This is a genomic window from uncultured Sneathiella sp. (assembly GCF_963973085.1).
In the GTDB taxonomy this organism is placed as follows: domain Bacteria; phylum Pseudomonadota; class Alphaproteobacteria; order Sneathiellales; family Sneathiellaceae; genus Sneathiella.
This window is the reverse complement of sequence record NZ_CAXAXA010000003.1, coordinates 180128-203970: the sequence shown is the minus strand read 5'-3', so window position 1 is coordinate 203970 and position 23843 is coordinate 180128. Positions and strand designations below refer to the sequence as shown.

Annotated in this window: 26 protein-coding genes; 12 read left to right on the top strand and 14 right to left on the bottom strand. The window is 55.7% G+C overall.

The features are described from left to right. Positions 1-66 precede the first annotated feature (66 nt). Genes AACZ19_RS08940 through AACZ19_RS08930 form a run of 3 tightly spaced genes read right to left on the bottom strand, consistent with a single transcriptional unit; the run spans position 67 to position 2709 of the window. Positions 67-768, bottom strand: a complete 702-nt coding sequence (locus AACZ19_RS08940; RefSeq protein WP_339633101.1) for a TerC family protein — start codon at positions 766-768, stop codon at positions 67-69. 3 nt (positions 769-771) lie between these two features. After that, complete coding sequence (locus tag AACZ19_RS08935) at positions 772-2001, bottom strand: MltA domain-containing protein (protein WP_339633100.1); 1230 nt, start codon at positions 1999-2001, stop codon at positions 772-774. Positions 2002-2016: 15 nt separating this feature from the next. Continuing rightward, positions 2017-2709, bottom strand: a complete 693-nt coding sequence (locus AACZ19_RS08930; protein ID WP_339633098.1) for a Tim44/TimA family putative adaptor protein — start codon at positions 2707-2709, stop codon at positions 2017-2019. Positions 2710-2877: 168 nt separating this feature from the next. On the opposite strand from AACZ19_RS08930, the gene AACZ19_RS08925 reads away from it, so the two are divergent. Together AACZ19_RS08925 and secB are read left to right on the top strand one after the other, a co-directional pair. Then, the gene (locus tag AACZ19_RS08925; RefSeq protein ID WP_339633096.1) at positions 2878-3381 is read left to right on the top strand and encodes an FxsA family protein; all 504 of its coding nucleotides are present in this window, start codon (positions 2878-2880) and stop codon (positions 3379-3381) included. Positions 3382-3480: 99 nt separating this feature from the next. Then, positions 3481-3990, top strand: coding sequence for a protein-export chaperone SecB (secB, locus tag AACZ19_RS08920; protein ID WP_339633095.1), 510 nt, complete (start codon positions 3481-3483; stop codon positions 3988-3990). A gap of 9 nt (positions 3991-3999) precedes the next feature. Here secB and dnaQ read toward each other — a convergent pair whose 3' ends face one another. Genes dnaQ through AACZ19_RS08895 form a run of 5 tightly spaced genes read right to left on the bottom strand, consistent with a single transcriptional unit; the run spans position 4000 to position 7558 of the window. Next, positions 4000-4671 (bottom strand): DNA polymerase III subunit epsilon, encoded by a 672-nt coding sequence (gene dnaQ, locus AACZ19_RS08915; protein ID WP_339633093.1) that lies wholly within the window; start codon positions 4669-4671, stop codon positions 4000-4002. Beyond that, entirely contained in the window at positions 4664-5254 is a 591-nt protein-coding gene (gene coaE / locus AACZ19_RS08910) for a dephospho-CoA kinase (protein ID WP_339633091.1), read from the bottom strand. The genes dnaQ and coaE overlap by 8 nt, the downstream gene beginning before the upstream one ends. A gap of 2 nt (positions 5255-5256) precedes the next feature. After that, entirely contained in the window at positions 5257-6123 is an 867-nt protein-coding gene (locus AACZ19_RS08905) for a shikimate dehydrogenase (protein WP_339633089.1), read from the bottom strand. Next, on the bottom strand, positions 6120-6728 hold the full coding sequence (locus tag AACZ19_RS08900; protein ID WP_339633087.1) for a Maf family protein: 609 nt from the start codon (positions 6726-6728) through the stop codon (positions 6120-6122). The genes AACZ19_RS08905 and AACZ19_RS08900 overlap by 4 nt, the downstream gene beginning before the upstream one ends. Before the next feature lie 8 nt (positions 6729-6736). After that, the gene (locus tag AACZ19_RS08895; RefSeq protein ID WP_339633085.1) at positions 6737-7558 is read right to left on the bottom strand and encodes a pyruvate, water dikinase regulatory protein; all 822 of its coding nucleotides are present in this window, start codon (positions 7556-7558) and stop codon (positions 6737-6739) included. 395 nt (positions 7559-7953) lie between these two features. On the opposite strand from AACZ19_RS08895, the gene hemE reads away from it, so the two are divergent. The 4 genes from hemE (at position 7954) to rho (ending at position 12014) form a co-directional block, all read left to right on the top strand. Further along, positions 7954-8991, top strand: a complete 1038-nt coding sequence (gene hemE, locus AACZ19_RS08890) for a uroporphyrinogen decarboxylase (RefSeq protein WP_339633083.1) — start codon at positions 7954-7956, stop codon at positions 8989-8991. 8 nt (positions 8992-8999) lie between these two features. Further along, on the top strand, positions 9000-10034 hold the full coding sequence (gene hemH, locus AACZ19_RS08885) for a ferrochelatase (protein WP_339633081.1): 1035 nt from the start codon (positions 9000-9002) through the stop codon (positions 10032-10034). Between the two features lie 56 nt (positions 10035-10090). Next, positions 10091-10540: a protoporphyrinogen oxidase HemJ gene (gene hemJ, locus AACZ19_RS08880; protein WP_339633079.1), complete on the top strand. Its 450-nt coding sequence runs from the start codon at positions 10091-10093 to the stop codon at positions 10538-10540. Positions 10541-10754: 214 nt separating this feature from the next. Then, a complete protein-coding gene (rho, locus tag AACZ19_RS08875; protein WP_339633078.1) occupies positions 10755-12014 on the top strand; it encodes a transcription termination factor Rho in 1260 nt (419 codons plus the stop codon). A 49-nt stretch (positions 12015-12063) separates the two neighbouring features. On the opposite strand, the gene AACZ19_RS08870 is transcribed toward rho, so the two are convergent. The 5 genes from AACZ19_RS08870 to AACZ19_RS08850 form a co-directional block, all read right to left on the bottom strand. Next, the gene (locus AACZ19_RS08870) at positions 12064-12465 is read right to left on the bottom strand and encodes a type II toxin-antitoxin system death-on-curing family toxin (RefSeq protein ID WP_339633076.1); all 402 of its coding nucleotides are present in this window, start codon (positions 12463-12465) and stop codon (positions 12064-12066) included. Then, positions 12465-12719, bottom strand: a complete 255-nt coding sequence (locus AACZ19_RS08865) for an AbrB/MazE/SpoVT family DNA-binding domain-containing protein (RefSeq protein WP_339633074.1) — start codon at positions 12717-12719, stop codon at positions 12465-12467. Before AACZ19_RS08865 ends, AACZ19_RS08870 begins: the two co-directional genes overlap by 1 nt. Before the next feature lie 61 nt (positions 12720-12780). After that, positions 12781-13755 carry a quinone oxidoreductase gene (locus tag AACZ19_RS08860; RefSeq protein ID WP_339633072.1) on the bottom strand — a complete coding sequence of 325 codons (975 nt, stop codon included), beginning with the start codon at positions 13753-13755 and terminating at the stop codon, positions 12781-12783. A gap of 36 nt (positions 13756-13791) precedes the next feature. Then, positions 13792-14271, bottom strand: a complete 480-nt coding sequence (locus tag AACZ19_RS08855) for a methylated-DNA--[protein]-cysteine S-methyltransferase (protein ID WP_339633070.1) — start codon at positions 14269-14271, stop codon at positions 13792-13794. Further along, positions 14258-16300, bottom strand: a complete 2043-nt coding sequence (locus AACZ19_RS08850; RefSeq protein ID WP_339633068.1) for a thioredoxin domain-containing protein — start codon at positions 16298-16300, stop codon at positions 14258-14260. The genes AACZ19_RS08855 and AACZ19_RS08850 overlap by 14 nt, the downstream gene beginning before the upstream one ends. A 99-nt stretch (positions 16301-16399) precedes the next feature. On the opposite strand from AACZ19_RS08850, the gene AACZ19_RS08845 reads away from it, so the two are divergent. From AACZ19_RS08845 to AACZ19_RS08820, 6 genes are all read left to right on the top strand, one after another. Then, positions 16400-16645, top strand: coding sequence for a DUF6489 family protein (locus AACZ19_RS08845; RefSeq protein WP_339633066.1), 246 nt, complete (start codon positions 16400-16402; stop codon positions 16643-16645). 27 nt (positions 16646-16672) lie between these two features. After that, positions 16673-18004 carry a tRNA uridine-5-carboxymethylaminomethyl(34) synthesis GTPase MnmE gene (gene mnmE / locus AACZ19_RS08840; RefSeq protein ID WP_339633065.1) on the top strand — a complete coding sequence of 444 codons (1332 nt, stop codon included), beginning with the start codon at positions 16673-16675 and terminating at the stop codon, positions 18002-18004. Between the two features lie 147 nt (positions 18005-18151). Beyond that, positions 18152-20014 (top strand): tRNA uridine-5-carboxymethylaminomethyl(34) synthesis enzyme MnmG, encoded by a 1863-nt coding sequence (gene mnmG / locus AACZ19_RS08835; RefSeq protein WP_339633063.1) that lies wholly within the window; start codon positions 18152-18154, stop codon positions 20012-20014. Beyond that, positions 20007-20636, top strand: a complete 630-nt coding sequence (rsmG, locus tag AACZ19_RS08830) for a 16S rRNA (guanine(527)-N(7))-methyltransferase RsmG (protein WP_339633061.1) — start codon at positions 20007-20009, stop codon at positions 20634-20636. The genes mnmG and rsmG overlap by 8 nt, the downstream gene beginning before the upstream one ends. A gap of 20 nt (positions 20637-20656) precedes the next feature. Next, complete coding sequence (locus AACZ19_RS08825) at positions 20657-21472, top strand: AAA family ATPase (RefSeq protein WP_339633060.1); 816 nt, start codon at positions 20657-20659, stop codon at positions 21470-21472. Between the two features lie 21 nt (positions 21473-21493). Continuing rightward, positions 21494-22600 (top strand): ParB/RepB/Spo0J family partition protein, encoded by a 1107-nt coding sequence (locus tag AACZ19_RS08820; protein ID WP_339633058.1) that lies wholly within the window; start codon positions 21494-21496, stop codon positions 22598-22600. A gap of 33 nt (positions 22601-22633) precedes the next feature. Here AACZ19_RS08820 and AACZ19_RS08815 read toward each other — a convergent pair whose 3' ends face one another. Then, a complete protein-coding gene (locus tag AACZ19_RS08815; RefSeq protein ID WP_339633056.1) occupies positions 22634-23809 on the bottom strand; it encodes a hypothetical protein in 1176 nt (391 codons plus the stop codon). Positions 23810-23843 lie beyond the last annotated feature (34 nt).

Below are 23843 nucleotides of genomic sequence, written 5' to 3'. Positions count from 1 at the left end.
GCGTTTCTCCCTGTTACTTCCCGGAACTATACCGTTTGTGCCCGCGTTTCGCCAGCCATCTTGGCGTTACTTCCGCCGGACCATCATATTCAGGACTTCGACGCCGAGCGAGAAGGCCATGCCGAAATAGATATAACCGCGCGGCACATGGAAGCCGAGGCCTTCGGCCACCAGAAACACCCCGATCATCATGATGAAAGTGAGGGCGAGCATTTTCAGCGTCGCATGTTTGGCAATGAAATCCGCGACAAACTTCGAAGAGACCATCATCACAATCATGGCAATGACCATCGCGGCGACGATCACCGGGATATTGGTTGTCAGGCCAACCGCTGTGATGATGGAATCGAAGGAAAAGACGAAGTCGATCAGGATAACCTGAAGAATGGTGATCGCAAACCCGCCTGACGCCCCCTTAAAGCCTTCCTTCTGATCTCCGGTGACTTCCTCGCGAATGCTGGAGGTGCCTTTGGCGATCAGGAACAGGCCGCCGCCCAGCATCAGCATATCCTTCCCCGACAAGGAAAAGCCGAGGAATTCAATCCAGGGCTCCTTCAACCCGATCAGCCAGACCGCGCTGAACAGCAAACCAATCCGCATGAACAGCGCCAGCAACAGGCCGATGACCCGTGCCTTCTGCCGTCTTTCCTCGGGCAGGTGATTGACCAGAAGGGCAATGAAAACAACGTTATCAATCCCCAGAATGATTTCCAGCGCCGTCAGCGAGAGAAAACTGGCCCAGATCTGATAATCCGTCAGGAATTCCATGATCTAGTTCATGTCCGCTTGCCGCGCGGCCACCGCATTCGGCAGCAGAATCCACAGCTTTCCGTCACTTTTCATGCCGCCGGACATGTCATAGGCATAGTCGCCATGGCCCCAGAAGACATCGCCGCGCACCGGGCCGACAATGGCCCCGCCGGTATCCTGCGCCATCATCAACCGTTCGAATTTTTCAACTTCCAGGCTGGAAGAGGCGGGGGCGACTTCTGTCGCCAGCCAAAGCGGCACGCCAAGCGGCAGCCATTTGCGATCAACGGCAAGGCTACGCTCCGGTGTGAGTTCCACGCCCTGCGCCCCGATCGGGCCGCCTGTCTCAAGCTCCCGGAAAAAGACGTAGGATTTATTTTTCTGCATCAGTTCCGTCGATTTATCGGGGTTTTCCTCAAGCCATGTCCGGATAGCCTGCATGGACATCTCTTCCCTCGGCACATAGCCCTTCTCGATCAGGTCGCGGCCAATTGCGAAATAGGGATGGCCGTTCTGGGCGGCATAGCCGACCCGGCGGAGACTGCCGTCTTCCATTTCCACAAGACCGGAGCCCTGTATCTGCAGGAAAAAGGCGTCGATATCGCTATCGACCCAGAGAAGTTCCAGCGCCCGCCCGTCCAGCGCGCCCGTCTCTATCCCGGTACGATCAGGATAGGGCACCAGATTGCCGCCTTCCACCCGGCCGGCAATGCGCTGGCCTTTCAACTCGTCGCGAAACCGGCCAAGATCCACCATCACCAGTTCGGGCGGACGCAGATAAAGCGGGGTAAGATAAGGCTCTTTCCGCTCGGTGCTGCCTTTCAGGCTGGCTTCGTAATAGCCGGTGAAAAGCCCGGTTTCCTCATCGTTATTGAGGATCTGAAAGGGGGTGAAGTTGTTTTCGAAGAACGCTTTTTGCACATCGGCATCGGGGGGCAGCGCAAGCGCAGCGGCACAGAGAGGCTTCCAGTCGCCCGCGGTGCCCGCCAGATCGGCACCGCCCATGGAGCGGGTTTCAGGCAGGGTCTCGATTTTCGCGCAGGATTTGAAAAAAGCCTCAAAAAAGCCGGAGAAATCTTCTTCTTGCCAACCGGGAAGCTTTGAAAACGCGGTTTTCTCAAGTTCAAGCTGGTCTTCCGTCGGCACCGTCTCCGAGAATAGCCAATAGCCCAACCCGGCAACGGCAGCTACGGCGATCGCGAGGCCGACGCCTGCTTTCTTGTTAAGGGAAAAACTGCGAAGACGCGTCACGACCGGGACCGGATACTAGTTTGCGCGGCGCGTGGTGATCAACAGCCAGTTCGGGTTGCGGGAACGGAGATTCCGGGCAAACGTCCAAAGCTCATGCACTTTATGGGGTTGCGGATCACCGGCAATGACAACGCCGTCCTCATCCTTGGTCATACTGATCATTTCCGCCTCGAAACTGATCGTGATCTCCGCCTCGGACCCTTCCAGCGTCGCTTCGGTTATCTCCGCGGAATGAATGGTGAGTATATCCGTGGACATTTCCTCGTTGCGGTCTTCCCGCTCCTGAATGGAGGCTTCGAAATTTTCATACACGGTTTCAGACAGAAGCATTTTCAGAGTGTCCCGATCGCCCTTGGCAAAGGCAACGACAATTGCCTCATAGGCGGATTGGGCCCCCTGGACAAAGGTGGTCTGGTCGAAAGACTTGTCTTTCTGCCGAATCTGGTTCAGCGTCCGCATCAAAGGAGTGCCGGCAAAGGGGCTGTTCTCAGACGTCTTTGACTTGTCTCCCAGAAGAACCACGTTGTCTTCTTTCGGCCCGTCATCGAAATCGGCCTTATGCCCTTCAGCCGGGCGCCGGGCCTTCTCTTCGGGCGGAGATTGCTCATGCCCCATGCGTCGTCCGAGCACACTGCGCAGGCGCAGGAAAATAAATCCGGCAACCGCGGCGAGCAATATAATGTCCAGGAACTGAAATCCGTTGTCCATGCTGTTATCTTCAAATTGGGTTTGGTAAAATTTCCAATAGCCCTTATGTAAAGGTTAGGTCTGTACAAGAGGTTAAAGGGTTACACGGCCAAGGTCCAGTACCTTAGTGTAATCCCGTCTCTCGTACGCCTGTCTGTTACATAGAAACTTATCCGGAGATAAACAAGTTTGGCTTTACTGTTTTTAGCGGCACTGATCGGAATTCCGCTGATCGAAATAATGGTCTTTATCGAAGTCGGCAGCGAAATCGGCGCGCTGAACACGATTATTATTACCGTGGTCACCGCAATTATCGGCGTTTTCCTGATCCGAATTCAGGGAATTGGCGTCCTGATGCGCGCCCGCGCCACGCTGGACCGGCAGGAAACGCCGGTCAATGAAATTTTCGAGGGGATTTTCCTCGCGCTTGCCGGTCTATTCCTGATTATCCCGGGATTTGTCACGGATACAATCGGCTTTTTTCTCCTGATCCCGCCGCTTCGCCGGTCCCTCGCGGCCTATATGGCGCGGAATTCAAACTTCGTTGCCGCCAATATCCGGCGTCCGGGCGGGCGGACATCCCGCGGCGGGACGGTCATTGATGGCGAGTATGAAGTGATCGAAAAGGAACCGCCGACGATTGAACCCACGGACAAGCCCAATCCGGACAGTCCCTGGCGAGGCGAAAAATAACAGTAACGGACTTGTCGGTTTATTACATCCGTGCTAGCCAATTCGGCAATCTCAACCGGGCCGGACGATCGGCCAAACAGTATAAGGAGTGACCCGTTCATGTCAGATGAAGGTCAAGACGGCGCAATTGGCGGCGGTGTAGACGAAAAGGCAGCCGCAACGCAGCCATCCCTGGCAATTGTCCGCCAGTACATAAAGGATATTTCCTTCGAAAACCCGAATGCGCCGGGCAGCCTTGATCCGGACAAAGGACCCCCGCAGATCCAGCTTGGCGTCAATATCCAGGCCCGGGCCGGCGAAAACAGCCTCTATGAAGTCGAACTCCGGATTGAGGCAAAGGCCAATCATGGAGAGGATACCGCTTTCGTTGTCGAGCTTGTCTACGGGGCGCTGTTCCAGCTCAAGGATTTTCCGGCGGATACCGTTGAAATGATCTGCATGATCGAATGTCCGCGGCTTATTTTCCCTTTCGCACGGCGAGTCGTGGCCGATATAACTCGGGATGGCGGTTATTCACCGCTGCTGCTTGATCCCATCGATTTTTCTGCGCTCTATCGCGATCACAAGAACCAGATGGCCGCCCAGCAGATGCCGGCAGGTCACGCCTGACGCAGACAATCAGGAGGATTTCCGCCAGAGCGGGTCGGTGATCGTCTCAAGAAAGGCGGCGTGCGCGGCGCGTTCCGCCTCGCTCGCCTCATGCGGACGGGGGGGCCGGATTTCCAGCGAGACAGCCGCAGCCATGCCGCTGTCCTCCTCTTCCAGTGAAAGGCCCCGCTGCCGCCCGCCGATCAGTTCCAGATAAACCTCGGCCAATAATTCCGCATCGAGCAGGGCGCCATGCTTGGTTCGGGCGGAGTTGTCGATGCCGAAACGGCGGCAGAGCGCATCCAGGTTTGCCTGCGCGCCCGGAAATTTCCGCCGCGCCATGCTGACCGTGTCGATGGATTGCGTCATCGGCAAGGTCGGGCGGTTGAGCCGGGCCAGTTCCGCATTCAGGAACTTCATATCAAACTGGGCATTATGGATCACCAGTTTTGACTCTCCGATAAACTCCAGGAATTCATCGATTTCCTCGGCAATCACCTTATGGCCACGCAGAAACTCCTCACTCAGCCCATGCACCTTGAAGGCGGATTCCGGCATGTCCCGTTCCGGATTGATATAGCGATGAAAAACATTCTCGGTCGGGATATGGTTGATCAGCTCGATACAGCCGATTTCGACAATCCGGTCGCCTTCATTGGGATCAAAGCCCGTCGTTTCCGTATCGAGAACGATTTCACGCATCCTGCAGCCTCTTTACCAGTGCCTTTACCTGTTCGAAGGTTTCCTCTTCAGTCAGGTTCGTATCGATCACGAAATCCGCGCGCTTTCGCTTTTCCGCATCATCCACCTGCCGTGCCAATATAGCCTCGAACTTGTCCTCGGTCATTTGCGGACGGTTCAGCACCCGCGCCCGCTGCACATCGGACGGGGCCGAGACAACGGCGATTTTATGCACCCGGTCCTCTCCGCCCGTCTCGAAAATGAGCGGGATATCGAGGACCACAAGATGATGCCCCTCGGCTTCGGCTTTTTCAAAAAAAGCGGCGCGGCCATCACTCAACAACGGGTGGATAACCGCTTCCAGCTTTTTGATCTCTTCTTCATTGCCGACGACGATCTTGCTGAGGCGCTGCCGGTCCACCTGATCGTCCACCACGGCATCTGGAAAGACAGCGCGGATCGGCTCTACCCCGGCACCCCCCTTGGCATAGAGTTTATGGATTTCCGCATCCGCGTCATAGACCGGGATACCGAGCTTTCGGAACATTTCCCCGACGGTTGATTTTCCCATGCCGATCGAGCCGGTCAGTCCCAACAGCAGCATTCTCAAAATCCCTTCAATCCATCCAGTACATGGGCGCGCAAGGCGGCGTCCACCTCCGGTTTAACGCCGAACCATGCCTCAAATCCCGCTTTTGCCTGATGCAACAGCATCCCGAGGCCATCGACCGCGACATGTCCCTGTCGCCGCGCCCGTTTCAATAGCTCCGTTTCCAGCGGAACATAGACAATATCGCTGACAATCGCCGTCTTTTTCAAGCCTCCCAGAGAAATTTCGAGCGGCGGCTGCCCGGTCATGCCGAGGCTGGTGCAATTGACCAGGATATCCGCCTTTTCCAGAAGGGAAGAGCGGCGATCCCACGGCGCGGCGCGCGCAACATCACCGATATGCCCGGCGAGAGATTCTGCTCGCGAAGGCGAGCGGTTGCAGATAATGATTTCCGATATGCCAAGATCAGAAAGCGCCACAGCAATGGCGCGCGAGGCCCCGCCTGCGCCGAGAATAAGCGCTGTTCCGCCGTTGAGCGTCGTGACGTCCGTCTCTTCGGCCAGCGAATCCGTGAACCCGATCCCGTCCGTATTTCTTCCCGTTAGGCCGCCGTTTTCATCAAGGACAACCGTGTTTACCGCCCCGATCCGCGTCGCCGATGGATCAAGGGTATCGACCACGTCAAATGCCGTTTCCTTTAGGGGAATGGTGAGATTGGTGCCGCGAAAAACGGCCTCTTCAGCGGCGCAGTCGGATTTAAGCGCGGTCAATTTTTTGGCGAGTTCCTCCGGCTTGACCGGCCAGGCGCGGTATTCCGCGTTAAGACCGTATTTTTCGATCCAGTACCCATGCAGACGCGGGGAGAGGGAATGGCTGATCGGCCAGCCCATGACACCGGCGATTTTCTTCATATCCTCGCTCATGCGGCCAATCCAATTTTATGGCCGCGCAGAAAATCAAGCAGCGGCAGGAGTGGCAGGCCCAGGATCGAGAAGAAATCCCCCTCGATCCGGGCGAAAAGATGGGCTCCTTCCGCTTCCAGCTGATAGGCTCCGACGGAGGAGAGGATTTTATCTCCCGCAACATCCAGATAGCGGTCGAGAAAGTCGTCATCAAATTGTCGCATCGTCAATTTTGCCTCATCCACATATCGCCAGAGTATCGATCCGCCCTTCGCCACGCATACCGCATTGGCAAGCCGATGGGTCTTGCCTTTCAGGCTGACAAGGTGCGCACGGGCATGATCCATATCCACGGGTTTATCAAACCAGATCCCGTTACAGTCAAGTATCTGGTCGGCGCCGATCACATAGCTTTCCGGGAACCGGCCCGAAATCCGCCCCGCTTTCAGCTCCGCCAGTGCCACCGCCGTGTCCTTTGCCGGCGCCTTGGCGCCCTGCATGGAATGTTTCACCTCATCCTCATCGACGCGGGCAGGCAGGATATCGAAGCGTAGACCCGCCTGTTCCAGCATTTTCGCCCGGGACGGGCTTTGCGATGCCAGGATCAGGGATATTTCTTCTGTCATGGAGGGGGTTATCTCACTTCTTCCATGCGCTTGTTATAGAGGGTGATAATCTGCGCGGCCGTTTCCTCCACAGAGCGGCGGGAGACATCAATCGCCGGCCAGCCCTGTTTCGTGCAGAGTTTCCGCGCAAAAATAACCTCCTCCTTGATCCGGTCGCGGTCGATATAGTCGGTTTCAACCGTCTGATTGAGGCTGAGAAGCCTGTTTTTACGAATTTCGGACAATCGCTCCGGACTGGTCGTCAGGCCGATCACCGTTGTCTTTTTTCCAAGATTGAACAGGGACTCCGGCAGGGCAATGTTCGGAACAATCGGGATATTCGCCGTCTTGTACCCGCGATGGGCAAGATAAAAGGATGTCGGCGTTTTTGACGTGCGCGAAACCCCGACAAGGACGATCTGTGCCTCATAAAGGTCATCCGCCATCTGCCCGTCATCATGGGCCATGGTGAAGTTCAACGCCTCGATCCGGCCAAAATAGTTTTTATCCAGCATATGCTGGCGTCCGGGCAGACGTCGGATTTCCTTGCCGAGAAAACTGGAAAAGGCCGTCAGCACCGGATCGAGCACGGAAACGCAGGGCACCCCGACCCGTTGACACCCCAACTCCAGCACATCCCGCATTTCCTTGCTGACCAGGGTGTACAGCACCAGACCCGGTTTTTTTACAATGGATTCAAGGATATCATCGAGCTGCCGCACGGTCCGTGTCAGGGTCCAGACATGCTCGACCGGGGAAATTCCCTCAAACTGGACCAGCGCCGCTTTCGTCATGGATTGCAGGGTTTCGCCGGTTGAATCCGAAACCAGATGAAGATGAAATTCCGCCATGTCGTTGCTTGAGACCCTGTGAATAATGTGAATAATAGGGATAACATGGCTGTTCAGGAAATCCCAAAATTTTTCTCCCCATAGACCGTTTTTTTAGACGCCGCTTTCCCCGCCTGTGCACAACGAAATACTGTTCCGACTGAAAACGTGGATAAATGGGGTGCCTCTCTACCAGAAGCGAGTTATCCCCGTAATTCCCTTTTTCAGAGTGACCCAAAGCCGTATTTATTCCGTATTTATCACCAGAACGGAACAACACTGGATTTTATCCCCAGAAAATCTATAAAGGGCGGGGATAAAATTTAATCCCCATGTCCCACAGGGAACAACCACAACTACCACCTTTTATTAAAATATATAATTGAAAGGGATAAGATTTTGAGAAGGTATCAAGCGTGAGTGCACTTAAAAACAAACCCCTGCTCAAAAGCTTGTCAGGCGAGAAAATGGAAAGGCCGCCGTTCTGGCTTATGCGGCAGGCCGGACGCTATCTTCCCGAATATCGCGAAACCCGGGCGAAAGCCGGTAATTTCCTTGATCTTTGTTATAATCCGGAGCTGGCCGAGGAGGTCACCTTGCAGCCTCTCCGGCGATACGGCATGGATGCGGCCATCCTGTTTGCCGATATCCTGCTGATCCCCCATGCGTTGGGACAACCGCTTGCCTATAAGGAAGGTGAGGGACCGGTGCTCGATCCTATCCGCGCGGCGACGGAGCTTGGCAGGCTTGATCTCTCGGTCATTCACAAGACCCTCGATCCGGTTTACGAGACCGTGGCGCGGCTCAGCCAGTCGATCCCGAAGGACTGTACCCTCATCGGTTTTGCCGGTGCGCCGTGGACGGTGGCAACCTATATGGTGGAGGGGCGCGGATCAAAGGATTATGCCAATATCAAGCAGTGGATCTATAGCGATCCCGCCGGGTTTTCCGCGTTGATAGATATTCTTGTCGAGGCAACGATCGAGTATCTCCTGAAACAGGTTGAGGCGGGCGCGGAAGTGGTCCAGCTGTTTGATACCTGGGCCGGTGTCCTGCCCGATGATGAATTCCGTAAATGGTCCATAGAGCCGACTAGACGCATCGTGGAGGGTCTCCGTGCCAAACATCCCGATTTGCCTGTCATCGGCTTTCCCAAGGGCGTGGGGGGCAACATTATGGCGTTCGTGAAGGAGACCGGCGTCACCGCCGTCAGCCTTGATCCGGGTACACCGCTCGACTGGGCGGCGCAGGAAGTGCAATCCCTCGTCCCGGTGCAGGGTAATCTGGACCCGATGCTGCTGGTCACGGGCGGGGTGGCAATGGAAAAAAGAATTGCAACGATCCTTGAAACCCTAGGCAAGGGCCCGTTTATCTTCAATCTCGGTCACGGGATCGTCCCGCAGACACCACCGGAGAACGTGGCGCGGCTCAGCGAACTCATCCGCGGCAAATAGGAAAGCTCATGGCGAAAAAGGCAATTGTGCTGTTTAACTTGGGCGGTCCGGACAAGCCCGCGTCGGTAGAGCCATTCCTGTTCAACCTCTTCAACGATCCGGCGATAATCCGCCTGCCAAATCCGTTTCGCTGGCTGGTGGCAAAGCTGATATCGCGGCGGCGGGCACCGGTTGCAAAAGAAATCTACAGCTATATTGGCGGCGCGTCTCCTATCCTGGAACAAACGAAAGCGCAGGCTGATGCTCTTCAGGCGAGCCTTGAGACGAGCGGTGATGATGAATACAAAGTCTTTATCTCCATGCGTTATTGGCATCCGTTCTCCAATGAAACCGCGGCGGAAGTGAGAGATTGGGCGCCGGATGAGGTTATACTCCTTCCCCTATATCCGCAGTTTTCCTCAACCACGACAGGCTCTTCCTTCTCCGACTGGCAAAGCGAGGCGAAAAAGGCAGGGATCACTTTACCGACGACAAGCCTGTGCTGCTATCCGATGGAAGAAGGGTTTATCGCTGCCTATGCCAACCAGATTTCCGAAAAATTGAAGGAAGTTCCAGACGGACAGCCTGTGCGTCTTCTTTTCTCTGCCCATGGATTGCCGCAGAAAATTGTCGATCAGGGAGATCCCTATCAATTTCAGGTCGAGGAGACTGCAAAGCGGGTGGCGGCAAAACTGGATATGCCCGATCTGGACTGGAAGGTCTGCTACCAGAGCCGGGTCGGTCCGATGAAATGGCTTGAGCCCTCGACCGAAACTGAAATTCACCGTGCCGGGGAAGAGAAAATAGGCCTGGTCATCGTTCCCATCGCCTTCGTATCGGAACATTCCGAAACACTGGTCGAGCTGGATATCGAATATGCAAAACTCGCCAAGGAAAAAGGCGTTGTTGGTTATTATCGGGTGAATACCGTGGGTGTTCATGCGGACTTTATTACTGGCCTTGCGGCGATGGTTCTCAAAATGCAAACGGCAAATGTGTCAAGCGAGGCCGGTGCCCGCATATGCCCGACAGGTTTCAAAGACTGTTTGATGCTGGCGTCATGACGCAAAATCCCGTAAACAACGGAAGTGATTGACGAATTGAAGAAAAGGGGCCGACCTTGGACGACATTCTGGCTGATATTTATCCCTGGGTGAAAGCCCTGCATATCATCTCGGTTATTGCCTGGATGGCGGGAATGTTCTACCTGCCGCGGCTTTTTGTCTATCATTCGGATGCGGAAATCGGCTCGGATATGTCGGAAACCTTCAAGATCATGGAACGGCGGCTGCTCCGCGGAATTATCAATCCGGCGATGATCTTCACTTTTTTCTTCGGCGGGTTGCTCCTTCTGACGCCGGGGATCGTCGATTGGAGTGAGCCCTGGATCTGGCTGAAGCTGACATTGGTGTTCCTGATGGGCTGGTTCCACGGCGAACTCTCCAAATGGCGCAAGCAGTTCGAGGCGGACAAGAACACGCGTCCGGCGAAATTCTATCGTCTTGTCAATGAGATACCGACTGTTCTGGTCATTGGCATCGTTATTCTGGTCGTCGTCAAACCCTTCTGACGGGCACTTAAAGCTGCATATTTCGGTTGACTAATGCGGCCAAAAATGGCATGAGGGGCAAATCTCTTTGGACAATTCCTGTTCCACGGTCTCATTGCATCGCGAGTATACTAGCAATTTTCATCAGACCCTTTTCTTCGGCAATGGCCGATAATCCCGCTATAAATCTATTGGTTTATTCTTTTATTCCCCGAAATTGAGCGCAGAAAACATTATGAATCTTCAAGAGCTTAAGAAAAAATCTCCCGCCGAAATCCTCACCCTGGCGGAAGAGCGCGAGATCGAGAATGCCTCGACCTTGCGTAAGCAGGAACAGCTTTTCGCCATCCTCAAATATGAGGCGGAAAACGGCGCCGAAATCACCGGCGGCGGGGTGCTTGAGATTCTCCAGGATGGTTTCGGCTTTCTCCGCTCCCCCGATGCGAATTATCTTGCGGGACCCGATGATATTTACGTCAGCCCGAGCCAGATCCGGCGTTTTTCGCTTCGAACCGGGGATACGGTGGAAGGACAGATCAGAAGCCCGAAGGACGGAGAGCGATATTTCGCCCTTCTGAAAGTGCAGAATATCAACTTTGAAGATCCGGAAAAAGGCCGACACAAGATCAATTTTGATAACCTGACCCCGCTTTATCCGGATGAGCGTATCAAGCTGGAAACACCTGATCCGACAAGTAATAACATCAATTCCGCCCGCGTGATCGACCTGGTCTCACCACAGGGTAAGGGCCAGCGGGCATTGATTGTTGCCCCGCCCAGAACCGGTAAAACCGTTCTTTTGCAGCATATCGCCAATTCCATCACCACCAATAACCCGGAAGTCTATCTCATTGTGCTGCTGATCGACGAGCGGCCGGAGGAAGTGACGGACATGAAGCGTTCCGTGCGCGGCGAAGTGGTGAGTTCCACCTTCGATGAGCCTGCTGCCCGCCATGTTCAGGTGGCTGAAATGGTGATCGAGAAGGCAAAACGGCTGGTTGAGCATAAACGCGATGTCGTTATCCTGCTCGACAGTATCACGCGTTTGGCGCGCGCCTATAACACGGTTGTCCCGTCCAGCGGCAAGGTGCTGACCGGTGGTGTGGATGCCAATGCGCTGCAGCGGCCGAAACGCTTCTTCGGTGCCGCCCGGAATATCGAGGAGGGGGGATCGCTGACCATCGTCGCCACTGCCCTGATCGAGACGGGATCGCGCATGGACGAGGTTATCTTCGAAGAGTTCAAGGGCACCGGTAACTCGGAAATCATCCTGGATCGCAAGCTGTCTGACAAGCGTGTCTTCCCGGCCATCGACATCACCAAATCCGGCACCCGGAAAGAGGAACTGCTGGTCGACAAGGCGACCTTGCAGAAAATGTGGGTCCTCCGCCGTATCCTCAACCCGATGGGCACTACCGACGCCATGGAATTCCTGCTCGACAAACTCAAGCAGAGCAAAACCAACGACGATTTCTTCGATTCCATGAATACGTAGTAAAATCATATATTTACATGAAAAAAGGCGCCTCAATCGGGCGCCTTTTTTAGTCGATGAGGGAGATCGATTTCTCGCGACAATAATCGACAAGTTCGTTCTCGCTCATGGATCCATCGGCAATTTCAAGGGTCATGTTGATGGCCTGATCGTTGGTGATATCCAGCGACGAGCCATTTGAGCGCAATGTCAGCAACAGCATGGCGAGCCCGACCCGTTTATTACCATCGGCAAAGGGATGCCGGTTCTTGGTGATGCTGTACATAAGAGACGCCGCAATCTGGAAAATATCGACATCTTCGCCGCCGCCGTAGGCAACAAGTTGGTGCGGCCGGGCGAGGGCGGCATCAATCCCGCCGTCATCGCGGATACCGGGCGCCCCGCCAAACCGTTCCAACTGTCGTTTATGGATTTCGAGCATCACCGCCTTCGACGGCAAATGAAGCGTCATTATTCTGCGAGTTTCCGAAAAGCCGGGGCGAAACGATCCTCGATCACCTCATAATGCGCCATGTCAGTATCGAAAGCCGGGTCAGATTTGACAATCTTCACGCCGTCGTCCTCAACACTGACAGTTACATTGTCGCCTTCCTGCAAATCAAGCTGACGCAGGAAATCCGCGGGGATTGTCGCCCCCACGGCACTTCCGGTCTTGCGCAGCTTGGTTTCGAAGCCCGCCGGTTTCTTGCTGTAATCTTTTAACATCGCAATATCCAGTTGTTATGCGGACTTATGTAATTACAAAGGTAATTACTGTCAAGATATATCACACCGTAAACACCGTTGAGCCCGTGGTTTTGCGCCCCTCAAGGTCTTCATGAGCCTTGCGGGCCTCGCTTAAGGGATAGGTCTGGCCGATATTGACCTTGATGGTGCCGTCGCCGACGAGTTTCATCAGGTCGCCCGCGGATTTTTCGAGCTCCTTGCGGGTCGCGTTATAGACCATCAGGGACGGGCGGGTGACATAGAGGGAGCCTTTCGCGCCCAGAATGGCGAGATCGACGCCGGTGACCGGCCCGGAGGAATTCCCGAAGGAGACCATCAAACCCCGCGGGGAGAGGCAATCGAGGGATTTTTCGAACGTATCCTTGCCGATGGCATCATAGACGACCGGAACGCCCTTGCCGTCGGTGATGTCCATCACCCGTTTCTGGAAATCCTCCTCCCGGTAGAGGATTGTATGGGTGCAGCCATGGGCTTTGGCCAGTTCCGCCTTTTCCTCCGATCCGACCGTGCCGATTACCGTGGCACCAATATGCCGCGCCCATTGGCAGGCAAAGAGACCGACGCCGCCCGCCGCCGCATGAAACAGGATGGTATCACCTTGTTTCACGTGAAACGTTCGCTGCAGCAGATATTCCGTCGTCATCCCCTGCAGCATCATTGCTGCGCCGGTCTTGTCATCAATGCTGTCCGGCAGAACAATAAGATTGTCGACAGGCATGATCCGCGCCTCGGAATAGGCGCCGACGGGCCGCCCGGCATAGGCCACGCGATCCCCGACCTTGAAATCCGTCACCCCTTCGCCCAGTTCCTCGATCACGCCAGCGGCTTCCATCCCCGTGGTGAGCGGAAGCGGGGCAGGATAGAGCCCGGTCCTGAAATAGACATCGATGAAATTGAGGCCGACGGCCGTATGGCGCACTTTGGCTTCGCCCCTACCCGGGCTGCCAAGCTCGACATCCTGCCATTTCATGGTTTCCGGACCGCCGACTTCGGTTTGTACAATTGCTTTTGTCATTGTTCTTCCCTTTTTAACTGCGCCCACAGTTTATTCTTATAAATCAAGCCGTTGCTGTTCATGCGGCAGGGCTTTTTCTAGCCGGAGCAGTGCCGTTTTCGTCTCCAGCCCGCCAAGGCCCGAGTATCCCCCCATCTTGCCGCCCGCCGCAAGCACTCTGTGACAGGGAATGATGATCGGGATCGGGTTGGCGCCGCAGGCCGTGCCCACCGGCTGAGCGGCAGAGTTGAGGGCTTTGGCGATCTCGCCATAGCTTTTCGTCTTTCCCGCCGGGATTTTCAGCATTTCCGACCAGACTTTTTTCTGAAAATCTGTACCGGGCGGGGCCAGCGGCAGATCAAAATCGCCGATGTCCCCATCGAAATACTGGTTCAGCTGGTCAACAGCCTTTTCCAACAAGGGCGTGGTGCTTTGCCATTCCGCCGGAACCCATCCCCAATCAAGGGAGATGATAACGCCGTCTTCCTCGGTGACAGTCAGATCGCCAACCGGGCTGTGCAGGCTAAGCTGGGGCATGTTGTGTTGCTTCCTTCAGCAGGGCGGCAAAATCAACCACGGAGTTGGCGGGCAGCGAACAGGTCGGTCCCGTGCAGAGATAGGCTGTCGGCTTGCCGTCCAGCTTGGTCTTGTCCTTTGCCGGATGATCGAAGGGGAGGTTGCTTGTGTCCTCTAACACGTTCACGACTTTTGACGGCAGGCTGAAATCCCGTAAAACATTCATCAGGTCAATGACTTCAGGGTCACTACGCTGGCCGATGATAATGACCTGGCGCGCATTGACCAAAGTCTCGAAATTATTGAGCAGTGTTCCGAGGGGGAAGAAATTCCGGCCCAGTTCCGCCGTGAAACAGCGAAGAAGCTCTGTTGCCTTCTCGAATGGCTCCCGCTTTCCGGTCAGCAGATGCAGCTTCGCCAGAACCTCCAGCATTGTGCCGTTCCCGGCGGGAACCGCATTGTCATGCGCGTTCTTGCTGCGCACGATCAGGGCTTCCGCATCATCGGCAGTGAAGAAATAACCGCCGCCGTTATGATCCCAGAAATGCTCATCAAGAATATCGGTCCATTGTTCGGCGCGCTCCAGATAAAAACCCTTGCCGGTGATTTCATAGAGCGCGAGGGCCGCGCGCGCCATATTGGCGTAATCATCCAGAAGCCCCGTATGCTGCGCTCGATTGAGGCGGAAACTGTGATTGAGGCGGCCAGTCTCTTCCATGGAATGGGTGGTGATGGCGACAAAGGCATTCTCCGCCGCCTCGATCCAATGGGCTTCCCCGAAATATTGTCCGGCGCGGGCGAGTGTGGCGATCATCAGGCCGTTCCAGTCGGTCAGGACCTTGTCATCAAGGCCAGGCCGAATGCGGTTCTCCCGATGCTCGAACAATTGCTGGCGCCATGGCGCCAACGCCGCCTCCGCCTCGATATCGATCCGATCCGGATACTTTAACCGATTGAGAATATTGGTGTTTTCCCAGTTTCCTTCGGGGACGACACCATAGATTTCCTCGAAATGCGGCGCGTGATCGCCAAGGATTTCATCAATTTCATCCTTGGACCAGACATAGAACTTGCCTTCAACGCCTTCCGAATCCGCATCGATGGTGGCGGCAAATCCGCCTTCCGACGTTGTCATTTCGCGGAGCAGCCAGCCGATTGTCTGATAGATGCGCTCCTCGAACAGCTCCGATTTCGTCTCATGATGCACGATCAGGAGCAGATCGAGAATTTGCGCATTGTCATAGAGCATCTTCTCGAAATGCGGGGCGAGCCAGAAGGTATCGGTGGAATAGCGCGCGAACCCGCCGCCAAGATGATCGTAGATCCCGCCTTGCGACATGGCGGTCAGCGCCTTGACCACAACCTCTGACAGCGCGGTATTACCGGTGCGCAGGTAACTCCGCCAGATATTCTCCAGCACATAGGTTTGCGGGAATTTCGGCGCCGAGCCGATGCCGCCATGCACCGGGTCCGCTTCCTCGGCATAGCGGGCGGCAATCCGCTCCAGGACTTCCATGGTGAGTTTCGGCCGCTCTCCCTCCACACCTCGGTTAAGGTTTTTTAGTGCTTCTTTCAGCGCATCACGGTTTTTGGTGACTTTTTCAGGCTCGTTCTTGAAGATATCCGAGACGGTCTGCAGGACATTCTGAAATCCCGGCCGGCCGTAGGAATTCGCCGGCGGGAAATAGGTGCCGCCCCAGAACGGCTCACCGCTGGAATTGAGGAACATGGTGAGCGGCCATCCGCCCTGTTCGCCAAGAAGGGCGAGGGCAGTCTGGTAAATCTGGTCGATATCGGGCCGTTCCTCCCGGTCCACCTTGATATTGATGAAGAGATCATTCATCAGCGCCGCGGTATTTTCGTCCTCGAAGCTTTCATGCGCCATCACATGGCACCAGTGACAGGCCGCATAACCGACACTGAGCAGGATCGGCTTGCCCTCTTTCTTCGCAAGCGCCAATGTATCCGCGCTCCAAGGCTGCCAATGCACCGGATTGTCCTGATGCTGGAGAAGATACGGGCTTGTTTCCGCGCCAAGTAAATTTTTCATCTCAAACCTGTTCTTGTACCCCTGTTTCGGTATATAGGAACCTATGGGGTTTGTTGTACCAAAGCAACCGCCGCTGCATCAATGAGGAGTATGCCGCTCATGAAGATAACAGTTGATATTGATTGTACACCGCAGGAAGCAAGGACTTTTCTCGGATTACCAGACGTCGAGAAGATGCAGGAGGCGGTGATGAAAGAGTTGCAGGCCAAGATGCTGGAGAATATCGGCAATCTCGATCCGGAAAATATGATGAAGACATGGCTTCCGGCCGGCATTCAGGGCATGGAGCAGATGCAGAAGCTGTTCTGGTCGCAATTTTCCAAAGGCGACGATGACGGAAAATAGCCGCGCGTCTTTTGCGCGGATTTGGTCATGAGTTTCACCGATACCATTTACGCGCTGGCGAGCGGACGGGGCCGTGCCGGGGTCGCCATCGTGCGGGTGTCCGGGCCGGGCGCCGTGGCGTCCCTGGAGGAACTGACGGGGAAAGTCGCCCCTGATCCCCGCGTTGCGAGCTTGCGAAATGTTTATCGAGCGTCAAGAAAAACCATTATAGATCAATCACTTGTTATCATTTTTCGGGCACCGGAAAGTTTCACCGGGGAAGATGTGGTGGAACTGCATCTGCATGGCGGTCCGGCCATTCTTGCGGCGGTGATGGAGGAATTGTCCGGTTTTCCCGGGCATCGTCCGGCGCTGCCGGGGGAGTTTACGCGGCGTGCCTTTGAACATGGCAAGATGGATTTGACCGAGGCGGAAGGCCTCGGCGATCTCGTCAATGCCGAGACGGAGGCGCAGGCCACACAGGCGCTTCGCCAGATGCAAGGGGAACTCGGCCGGATTTATGAAGGTTGGCGTTCGGCGCTGGTTTCCTCTCTCGCGCATCTTGAGGCGGATATCGATTTCCCCGATGAGGATCTGCCAGGCGGGGTCGCCGCGGCCGTCGCCCCGAAAGTCGCGCTGTTAAAGGAGGAGATCAATTCACATCTCTCCGATGGTCATCGCGGGGAGAAAATCCGCGAGGGATTGGAGGTCGTCATTCTCGGGCGGCCCAATGTCGGAAAATCAAGCCTGCTCAACGCCTTGGCCCGGCGCGATGCGGCGATTGTCTCGGAAGAGGCCGGGACGACCCGCGATATTATCGAGGTGCCGATGGATCTAGCAGGCTTCCCGGTATCGATCATTGATACGGCGGGCTTGCGGCTTTCGGAGAATGTGATTGAACGCGAGGGCGTCCGGCGGGCGCGGGATCGCGCGGCGCGGGCGGACATCCGTCTTTTCATGACAACAGCCGATGCGCCCGATATTCCGGATGAATTCGCCGACCTGATGAAAGAAGGGGATTACCGGCTGGTCAATAAGACCGATCTTGTCTCGAAAAGACCGAAAACCAAGACCGCGCCGCGTCTTTTCCCGCTCTCGGTGAAGGAAGGCGAGGGACTGGACGATCTTCTGTCTGCATTGGAGGCGGATGTGACGAACCGCCTCGATCTGTCCGGCGCGCCGGCCCTCACGCGTGTTCGCCATCGCCAGGCGCTGGAGGAATGCGTGGTGGCGCTTGATCGATTCGATGCATCGATGGAGCCGGAACTGGCGGCGGAAGATGTCCGCCTTGCCGTCCGCGCGCTCGGGCGGATTACCGGGCGGGTCGATGTCGAAGATGTTCTGGATGTCATCTTTGGCGACTTCTGTATCGGAAAATAGGGGCGGGAGGAAATGTTTCACGTGAAACATCGGCCCATATCGGACATTCGATGTTTCACGTGAAACATTTTGACGGACACGGACGCTCCCGTCTTGTAAATGCCTTGGATTCCCTTTATGTAGGGGCAGAATTTCAAGGGTACCGCGATGAAGCGATATGATGTCATTGTAATCGGGGGGGGACATGCGGGCTGCGAGGCGGCGGCGGCTTCTGCGCGTCTTGGGGCGGCGACCCTCCTGATTACCCACAAGCTGGAAACCATCGGTGAGATGTCCTGTAATCCGGCCATTGGCGGGCTGGGCAAAGGCCATCTGGTCCGGGAGATCGATGCGCTGGACGGCGTAATGGGGCGCGTGGCCGATGCGGCCGGTATCCAGTTCCGGCTTTTGAACCGCCGCAAGGGGCCTGCTGTCCGGGGCCCGCGCGCGCAGTCGGATCGTAAACTCTATCGGGAGGCCATGCAGGCCACCCTCCGGGATCAGGCAAATCTCGACATCCACGCGGCAGCGGTGGAAGACCTGCTGGTAACAGATGGCGTTGTATCCGGAGTTATCACCGCAGACGGAACGGAAATTCCCGGTGGCAAGGTGATTTTGACCACGGGAACCTTCCTCCGGGGTCTAATCCATATGGGGGAGACGAAAATCCCCGCGGGTCGGATCGGCGATGCGCCCTCTAACGGGCTGTCCGATACGCTGGAGCGGGCGGGGTTCGAGCTTGGGCGGCTCAAGACCGGCACACCGGCGCGGCTCAAAGGCGGGACGATTGACTGGTCCGTCCTTGAGGAGCAGGCGGGGGATGAGACCCCCGTTCCCTTCTCCTTTCTGACGAAGAGGATCACGACACCGCAGATTTCCTGTCATATCACAACGACGACAGAGGAAACGCACCGGATTATCCGCGAGAATCTGCATCGCGCGCCCATGTATTCCGGGCAGATCGAGGGCACGGGCCCGCGTTACTGCCCGTCGATCGAGGATAAAGTCGTGCGTTTTGCGGAAAAGACAGGGCATCAGATCTTCCTGGAGCCGGAGGGCCTTGACGACGATACGATCTATCCCAATGGCATTTCCACGTCTCTGCCCGAAGATGTGCAGATCGCCTTTCTGCGCTCCATTCCGGGGCTGGAGAAGGTGGAGTGGTATCGCCCGGGCTATGCGATCGAGTATGATTTCGTTGATCCGCGGGAACTCAAACCCACATTGGAGACGCGGCGGCTGAAAAACCTGTATCTTGCCGGACAGATCAACGGGACCACCGGGTATGAGGAGGCGGCGGCGCAAGGCCTGATGGCCGGGCTGAATGCCGCGCGAAGCGCTGGCGGGGGAGAGGATGTGATCTTCGATCGGGCCGATGCCTATATCGGGGTGATGATCGACGACCTGATCACACGGGGCACGAAAGAACCCTATCGGATGTTTACGTCCCGCGCGGAGTACCGCTTGATCTTGCGGGCGGACAATGCGGATCAGCGCCTGACCGGGCTCGGATTGGATATTGGATGTATTGGCGCCGAGCGGGAGGCGGCCTATCGCGCAAAACGGGAGGAGCTCGACGCGGCCCGCGAACTGTTCGATCGCCTCAACATGACCCCCAACGAAGCCCGGCGTCATGGGTTCAACGTCAATCAGGACGGCGTGCGCCGGACAGCGTCGGACCTGCTGGCCTACCCGGAGATTACGACGGCAGATATTTCTCGTGTGTGGCCTGAAGTTTCTGTTTTTAAACCAGAAACTCTGGAGCAAATAGCCATTGACGCGCAATATCGCGGGTATCTGGAGCGGCAGAAGTCGGACATCCGCGACTTTCGGAAAGACGAGACGCTGCGGCTTCCCGATGATCTGATGTTCGAAGACGTGGCCGGCCTCTCCATGGAAGTCCGGACGAAGCTCGCAGCGGTCCGCCCGACAACATTGGGGCAGGCGGCACGCATCTCCGGCGTGACTCCTGCGGCCCTGACGGCGCTTATCTCTTATGTGAAGCGCGGGGCGCATCGCAAACATGGCTGATCCGCAAAGTTCGTTCGGGCCGGAAGAATTTTTGTCAGAGGTGAATGTTTCACGTGAAACATTGGACCGGCTTCTCATTTATGCGGAGCTGCTGCAGAAATGGCAGAAGGCGATCAACCTCATCGGAAAATCGACGCTTCCGGATCTCTGGCGTCGGCATATGCTCGACAGCGCACAGCTCTTAAGTCATACGACAAGATCCAGCGGCATTTGGTTGGACCTGGGAAGCGGGGCGGGCTTTCCGCCTCTGGTGATCGGCATCTGCAGTGGCTTCGAGGTTCACGCGGTCGAAAGTGATCAACGCAAATGCCTGTTCATGCAAAATGTTTCACGTGAAACATCGGCGGGAGTCACGGTTCACAATCGCCGGATTGAGGAAATGGAGCCCTTTACCGCCGATATTATTTCCGCCCGGGCGCTGGCCCCGCTCGAAAAGCTGCTCACCCTTGCGGCGCCCTTTGTCCGGAAAGACACAGAATTGTTCTTTTTAAAGGGACAAGATGTAGATGAGGAATTGACGATAGCCTCTAAATGTTGGAATATGGAGGTCGAGAAACTCCGTAGTTTAACAAGTGAAGACGGTTGCATCCTGAAAATATCAAAGCTGCACCGCCGATCATAGTCTAGAGAGGCCTGAAAATCATGAGTAACGATGTGGCAAGTCTTCATAATCTGGTATCTGCGCGTATCCTGGCCATTGCGAATCAAAAAGGCGGCGTTGGTAAAACCACCACCACCATAAATCTGGCGACGGCTTTGGCGGCGATTGGCCAAAAAGTCCTGATTATTGATATTGATCCGCAGGGGAACGCGAGTACGGGCCTCGGGATTGGCCGTGAGGATCGCGGCGAGAATGTTTATGGGGTCCTTATGGGCGAAACGACGATCCGCGCCGCCATTCACAAGACCAATATACCGCAGCTTGATGTCGTTCCGTCGACGGCGGACCTGTCCGGCGCGGAGCTGGAGCTGATCGAGCTGGACCGGCGCAGTCACCGGCTGTATGATGCGGTGTCGGAAGTGCGCGGCGAGTATGACTATATCCTCGTCGATTGCCCGCCGTCGCTCAATCTCCTGACGCTGAACGCGATGGTGGCCGTGCATGCGGTTGTTGTGCCGCTGCAATGCGAGTTTTTCGCGCTTGAGGGCCTCAGCATGCTGATAAAAACGATTGAGCGGGTGCGGCTCACCCTCAATCCCGGCCTTGAAATCCAGGGGGTTGTCCTGACCATGTTCGACAAGCGGAACAATCTGTCGCTTCAGGTGGCGCAGGATGTCCGCGATTTTCTTGGTGACAAGGTCTACCGGACGGTGATCCCGCGCAATGTCCGGATTTCGGAGGCGCCGAGCCACGGCAAGCCGGTTCTGATCTATGATCATCGCTGCGCCGGCAGCCAGGCCTACATCCGCCTCGCCAGCGAAGTGATCCGGCGGGAACGCCACCTCAATGCGGCCTGAGGGCCGGAATGCGAATAAAGTATGACTGACGATATTTCAAAGAAAAAGCTCGGACGGGGTCTCTCCGCTCTTCTGGGCGACGATGTGGCCACGGATTATGCCGATCTCGACAAGGTGCGCTCGGCCAAGGAAGTCCCGGTGGAGCAGATGCGCGCGAACAGGTTTCAGCCACGTCTCGACTGGGATCAGGAGGCGCTGGAAAGCCTCGCCGCCTCCATCGCGGAAAAAGGTGTCTTGCAACCTATTCTGGTGAGACGAAACCCGACTTCCGACAGTGAGTACGAGATTATCGCCGGAGAACGGCGGTGGCGCGCGGCGCAGATGGCGCAGCTGCATCAGGTGCCGGTCATCATCAAGGAACTGACCGACGCCGAGACCATGGAAATCGCGCTGATCGAGAATATCCAGCGCGAAGACCTGTCGCCGATAGAAGAGGCGGAAGCCTACAAGCGCCTCATGGGGGAATTCGATCACACCCAGGAAACCCTGTCCCAGCATGTCGGCAAGAGCCGGACCCATGTTGCGAATATGATGCGGCTGCTGACCCTGCCGCTGTCCGTGCAGATGATGGTACGGGAGGGCAAGCTGTCTTCCGGGGCGGCCCGGTCGCTCATCAATCAGGATAATGCCGAGGAGTTGGCGAAAAAGATTGTGGCGGAAGGACTTAGCGTCCGCGCCGTGGAAAAGCTCGTCAAGAAAAAGGGCCATCGCAAGGACGGGGAAGGGCCGCTTGGCGTCATGGCGCGCCGGGTGATGAAAAGCCCGGATGTTCGCGCGCTGGAGGACGATCTCGGGGCGGCCATCGGGATGGATGTCTCCATCGATCATTTCGATACGGGCAACGGCACGCTGACCATCACCTATGGGGACCTCGACCAGCTCGATGAAGCCTGCCGCCGCCTGACGCGGGAGCCGCTGAATTTCTTCCGCGACCAGCCGGAGGAGGATCCGCTCGACGAGGACGATGATCTCGAGGATGAATTCGCCGAAGACGCCGAGGAAGACACCGAAGATGAACCCGCGCCCGACCCCGAAGAGGCTTCGGAAGAGGAAGATGAGGACGACGAAAAGGGCTATGAATACGACGACGAAATCAAAAACGCCCTCGGTGATGCATTGAAGGATTAATTCTATTTAAAGATGTTTTATCGATTGTATAAATTACCGTGAGTCCAAAAACCTAATATGCTCAACACCGAAGAAACAAAGCTTGTTGGCGGTTGGAGAAAAAAAGTACGGCCCTCTTTTTACTGAACGTACTGACCCGTCCTTTATTGTTTCAGTAATCAAATCTATGACCTGTCCTTCAACATTGATTCCGAATCTTTTTGTCGTTGTCGTAATATCGTCATGTTGCGTCACGTCCTTTTCGTCTGTTTGATCTTTCGCTCTTTGCAGAAGGAGCACGCCAGTATCTTTCTGGTTAAATTGATATATGCCTTTCGTTTTGACCGCAGGGATCACATAGTCCAACGAAATATGAAAGAGTTCCGAATCTCTTAAAGCGAAGAAGTCTGGATTTGTAACTGCTGGAATATTTTGTGCTACATCGCCCGTAAAGGGCATCCCTACACCTGGAAAGGGCCTTCTAAACGGATAGTCAAATCCCTGTACATCGAATGCATAAACTGGCACAGCAACGCCATCAAATGCCCTCGCATTCCCCGTCCATTGTCCCTTAAACTCATCAATCGGAAGACAAACTAATCTGGCGCTGTCGAAGAACAGATAATCGTTGGAGCGTTTAAAGACCGTTCCACCCCTGAACCAGCCGAAGTCATCCTTCAGGCTCGGAAAGGAACCTTTTTCAGCAGGCCTAATATCGTAGGACAGAACCTTCACTTCCGCATCGTCCCGCGCGTAATAACTGCGCGCGCCAAACACCTTCATCAGCTGCGGATCATCAAAATCATCCATCAGGGCCGTCATCGGCAAGAAGTCTGCCGGAGCAATATTGCCTGTCTCTCCGGCTTTCATCGCGTCCTTTATTTCCCGGCAAACATCCGGAATAATGCTGAGAACCGCGCGGCCATTTTCAAGATGCGCACCCGTAGACAAATCCCGTGCGCGATATGTGAAAGGCCGCTTCTTAAATATGTACTGAAGAGGTTCCCCTCTCGGAATTTCGAGGCAAGGGACCGTGCGATTTATCTCGACCAGTTCGTCGCCGACCTTGAGCTTGATGGCGACGTCGTACATCGGCGTCTGGCCGGAGAGGAGCTTGTAGTAATCCCAGACGTGTGACGCGGTCCAGAAACCGGCGATGACGAGGAGAAACCAGACCCATTTCTTCCGCATAAGGCGGGAGAGCGCCGTTTTAATCCGCGAAAGTTCCATTTTTTCCGACGAGCCACCCTGAAAACACCATTTA

Bases quoted from the DNA above. Each gene is read 5' to 3' on its own strand.
- AACZ19_RS08940 (WP_339633101.1), bottom strand. From the start codon at position 768: ATGGAATTCCTGACGGATTATCAGATCTGGGCCAGTTTTCTCTCGCTG.
- AACZ19_RS08930 (WP_339633098.1), bottom strand. From the start codon at position 2,709: ATGGACAACGGATTTCAGTTCCTGGACATTATATTGCTCGCCGCGGTT.
- secB (WP_339633095.1), top strand. From the start codon at position 3,481: ATGTCAGATGAAGGTCAAGACGGCGCAATTGGCGGCGGTGTAGACGAA.
- dnaQ (WP_339633093.1), bottom strand. From the start codon at position 4,671: ATGCGTGAAATCGTTCTCGATACGGAAACGACGGGCTTTGATCCCAAT.
- coaE (WP_339633091.1), bottom strand. From the start codon at position 5,254: ATGCTGCTGTTGGGACTGACCGGCTCGATCGGCATGGGAAAATCAACC.
- AACZ19_RS08905 (WP_339633089.1), bottom strand. From the start codon at position 6,123: ATGAGCGAGGATATGAAGAAAATCGCCGGTGTCATGGGCTGGCCGATC.
- AACZ19_RS08900 (WP_339633087.1), bottom strand. From the start codon at position 6,728: ATGACAGAAGAAATATCCCTGATCCTGGCATCGCAAAGCCCGTCCCGG.
- AACZ19_RS08895 (WP_339633085.1), bottom strand. From the start codon at position 7,558: ATGGCGGAATTTCATCTTCATCTGGTTTCGGATTCAACCGGCGAAACC.
- hemH (WP_339633081.1), top strand. From the start codon at position 9,000: ATGGCGAAAAAGGCAATTGTGCTGTTTAACTTGGGCGGTCCGGACAAG.
- rho (WP_339633078.1), top strand. From the start codon at position 10,755: ATGAATCTTCAAGAGCTTAAGAAAAAATCTCCCGCCGAAATCCTCACC.
- AACZ19_RS08870 (WP_339633076.1), bottom strand. From the start codon at position 12,465: ATGACGCTTCATTTGCCGTCGAAGGCGGTGATGCTCGAAATCCATAAA.
- AACZ19_RS08865 (WP_339633074.1), bottom strand. From the start codon at position 12,719: ATGTTAAAAGATTACAGCAAGAAACCGGCGGGCTTCGAAACCAAGCTG.
- AACZ19_RS08860 (WP_339633072.1), bottom strand. From the start codon at position 13,755: ATGACAAAAGCAATTGTACAAACCGAAGTCGGCGGTCCGGAAACCATG.
- AACZ19_RS08855 (WP_339633070.1), bottom strand. From the start codon at position 14,271: ATGCCCCAGCTTAGCCTGCACAGCCCGGTTGGCGATCTGACTGTCACC.
- AACZ19_RS08850 (WP_339633068.1), bottom strand. From the start codon at position 16,300: ATGAAAAATTTACTTGGCGCGGAAACAAGCCCGTATCTTCTCCAGCAT.
- AACZ19_RS08845 (WP_339633066.1), top strand. From the start codon at position 16,400: ATGAAGATAACAGTTGATATTGATTGTACACCGCAGGAAGCAAGGACT.
- mnmE (WP_339633065.1), top strand. From the start codon at position 16,673: ATGAGTTTCACCGATACCATTTACGCGCTGGCGAGCGGACGGGGCCGT.
- mnmG (WP_339633063.1), top strand. From the start codon at position 18,152: ATGAAGCGATATGATGTCATTGTAATCGGGGGGGGACATGCGGGCTGC.
- rsmG (WP_339633061.1), top strand. From the start codon at position 20,007: ATGGCTGATCCGCAAAGTTCGTTCGGGCCGGAAGAATTTTTGTCAGAG.
- AACZ19_RS08825 (WP_339633060.1), top strand. From the start codon at position 20,657: ATGAGTAACGATGTGGCAAGTCTTCATAATCTGGTATCTGCGCGTATC.
- AACZ19_RS08820 (WP_339633058.1), top strand. From the start codon at position 21,494: ATGACTGACGATATTTCAAAGAAAAAGCTCGGACGGGGTCTCTCCGCT.
- AACZ19_RS08815 (WP_339633056.1), bottom strand. From the start codon at position 23,809: ATGGAACTTTCGCGGATTAAAACGGCGCTCTCCCGCCTTATGCGGAAG.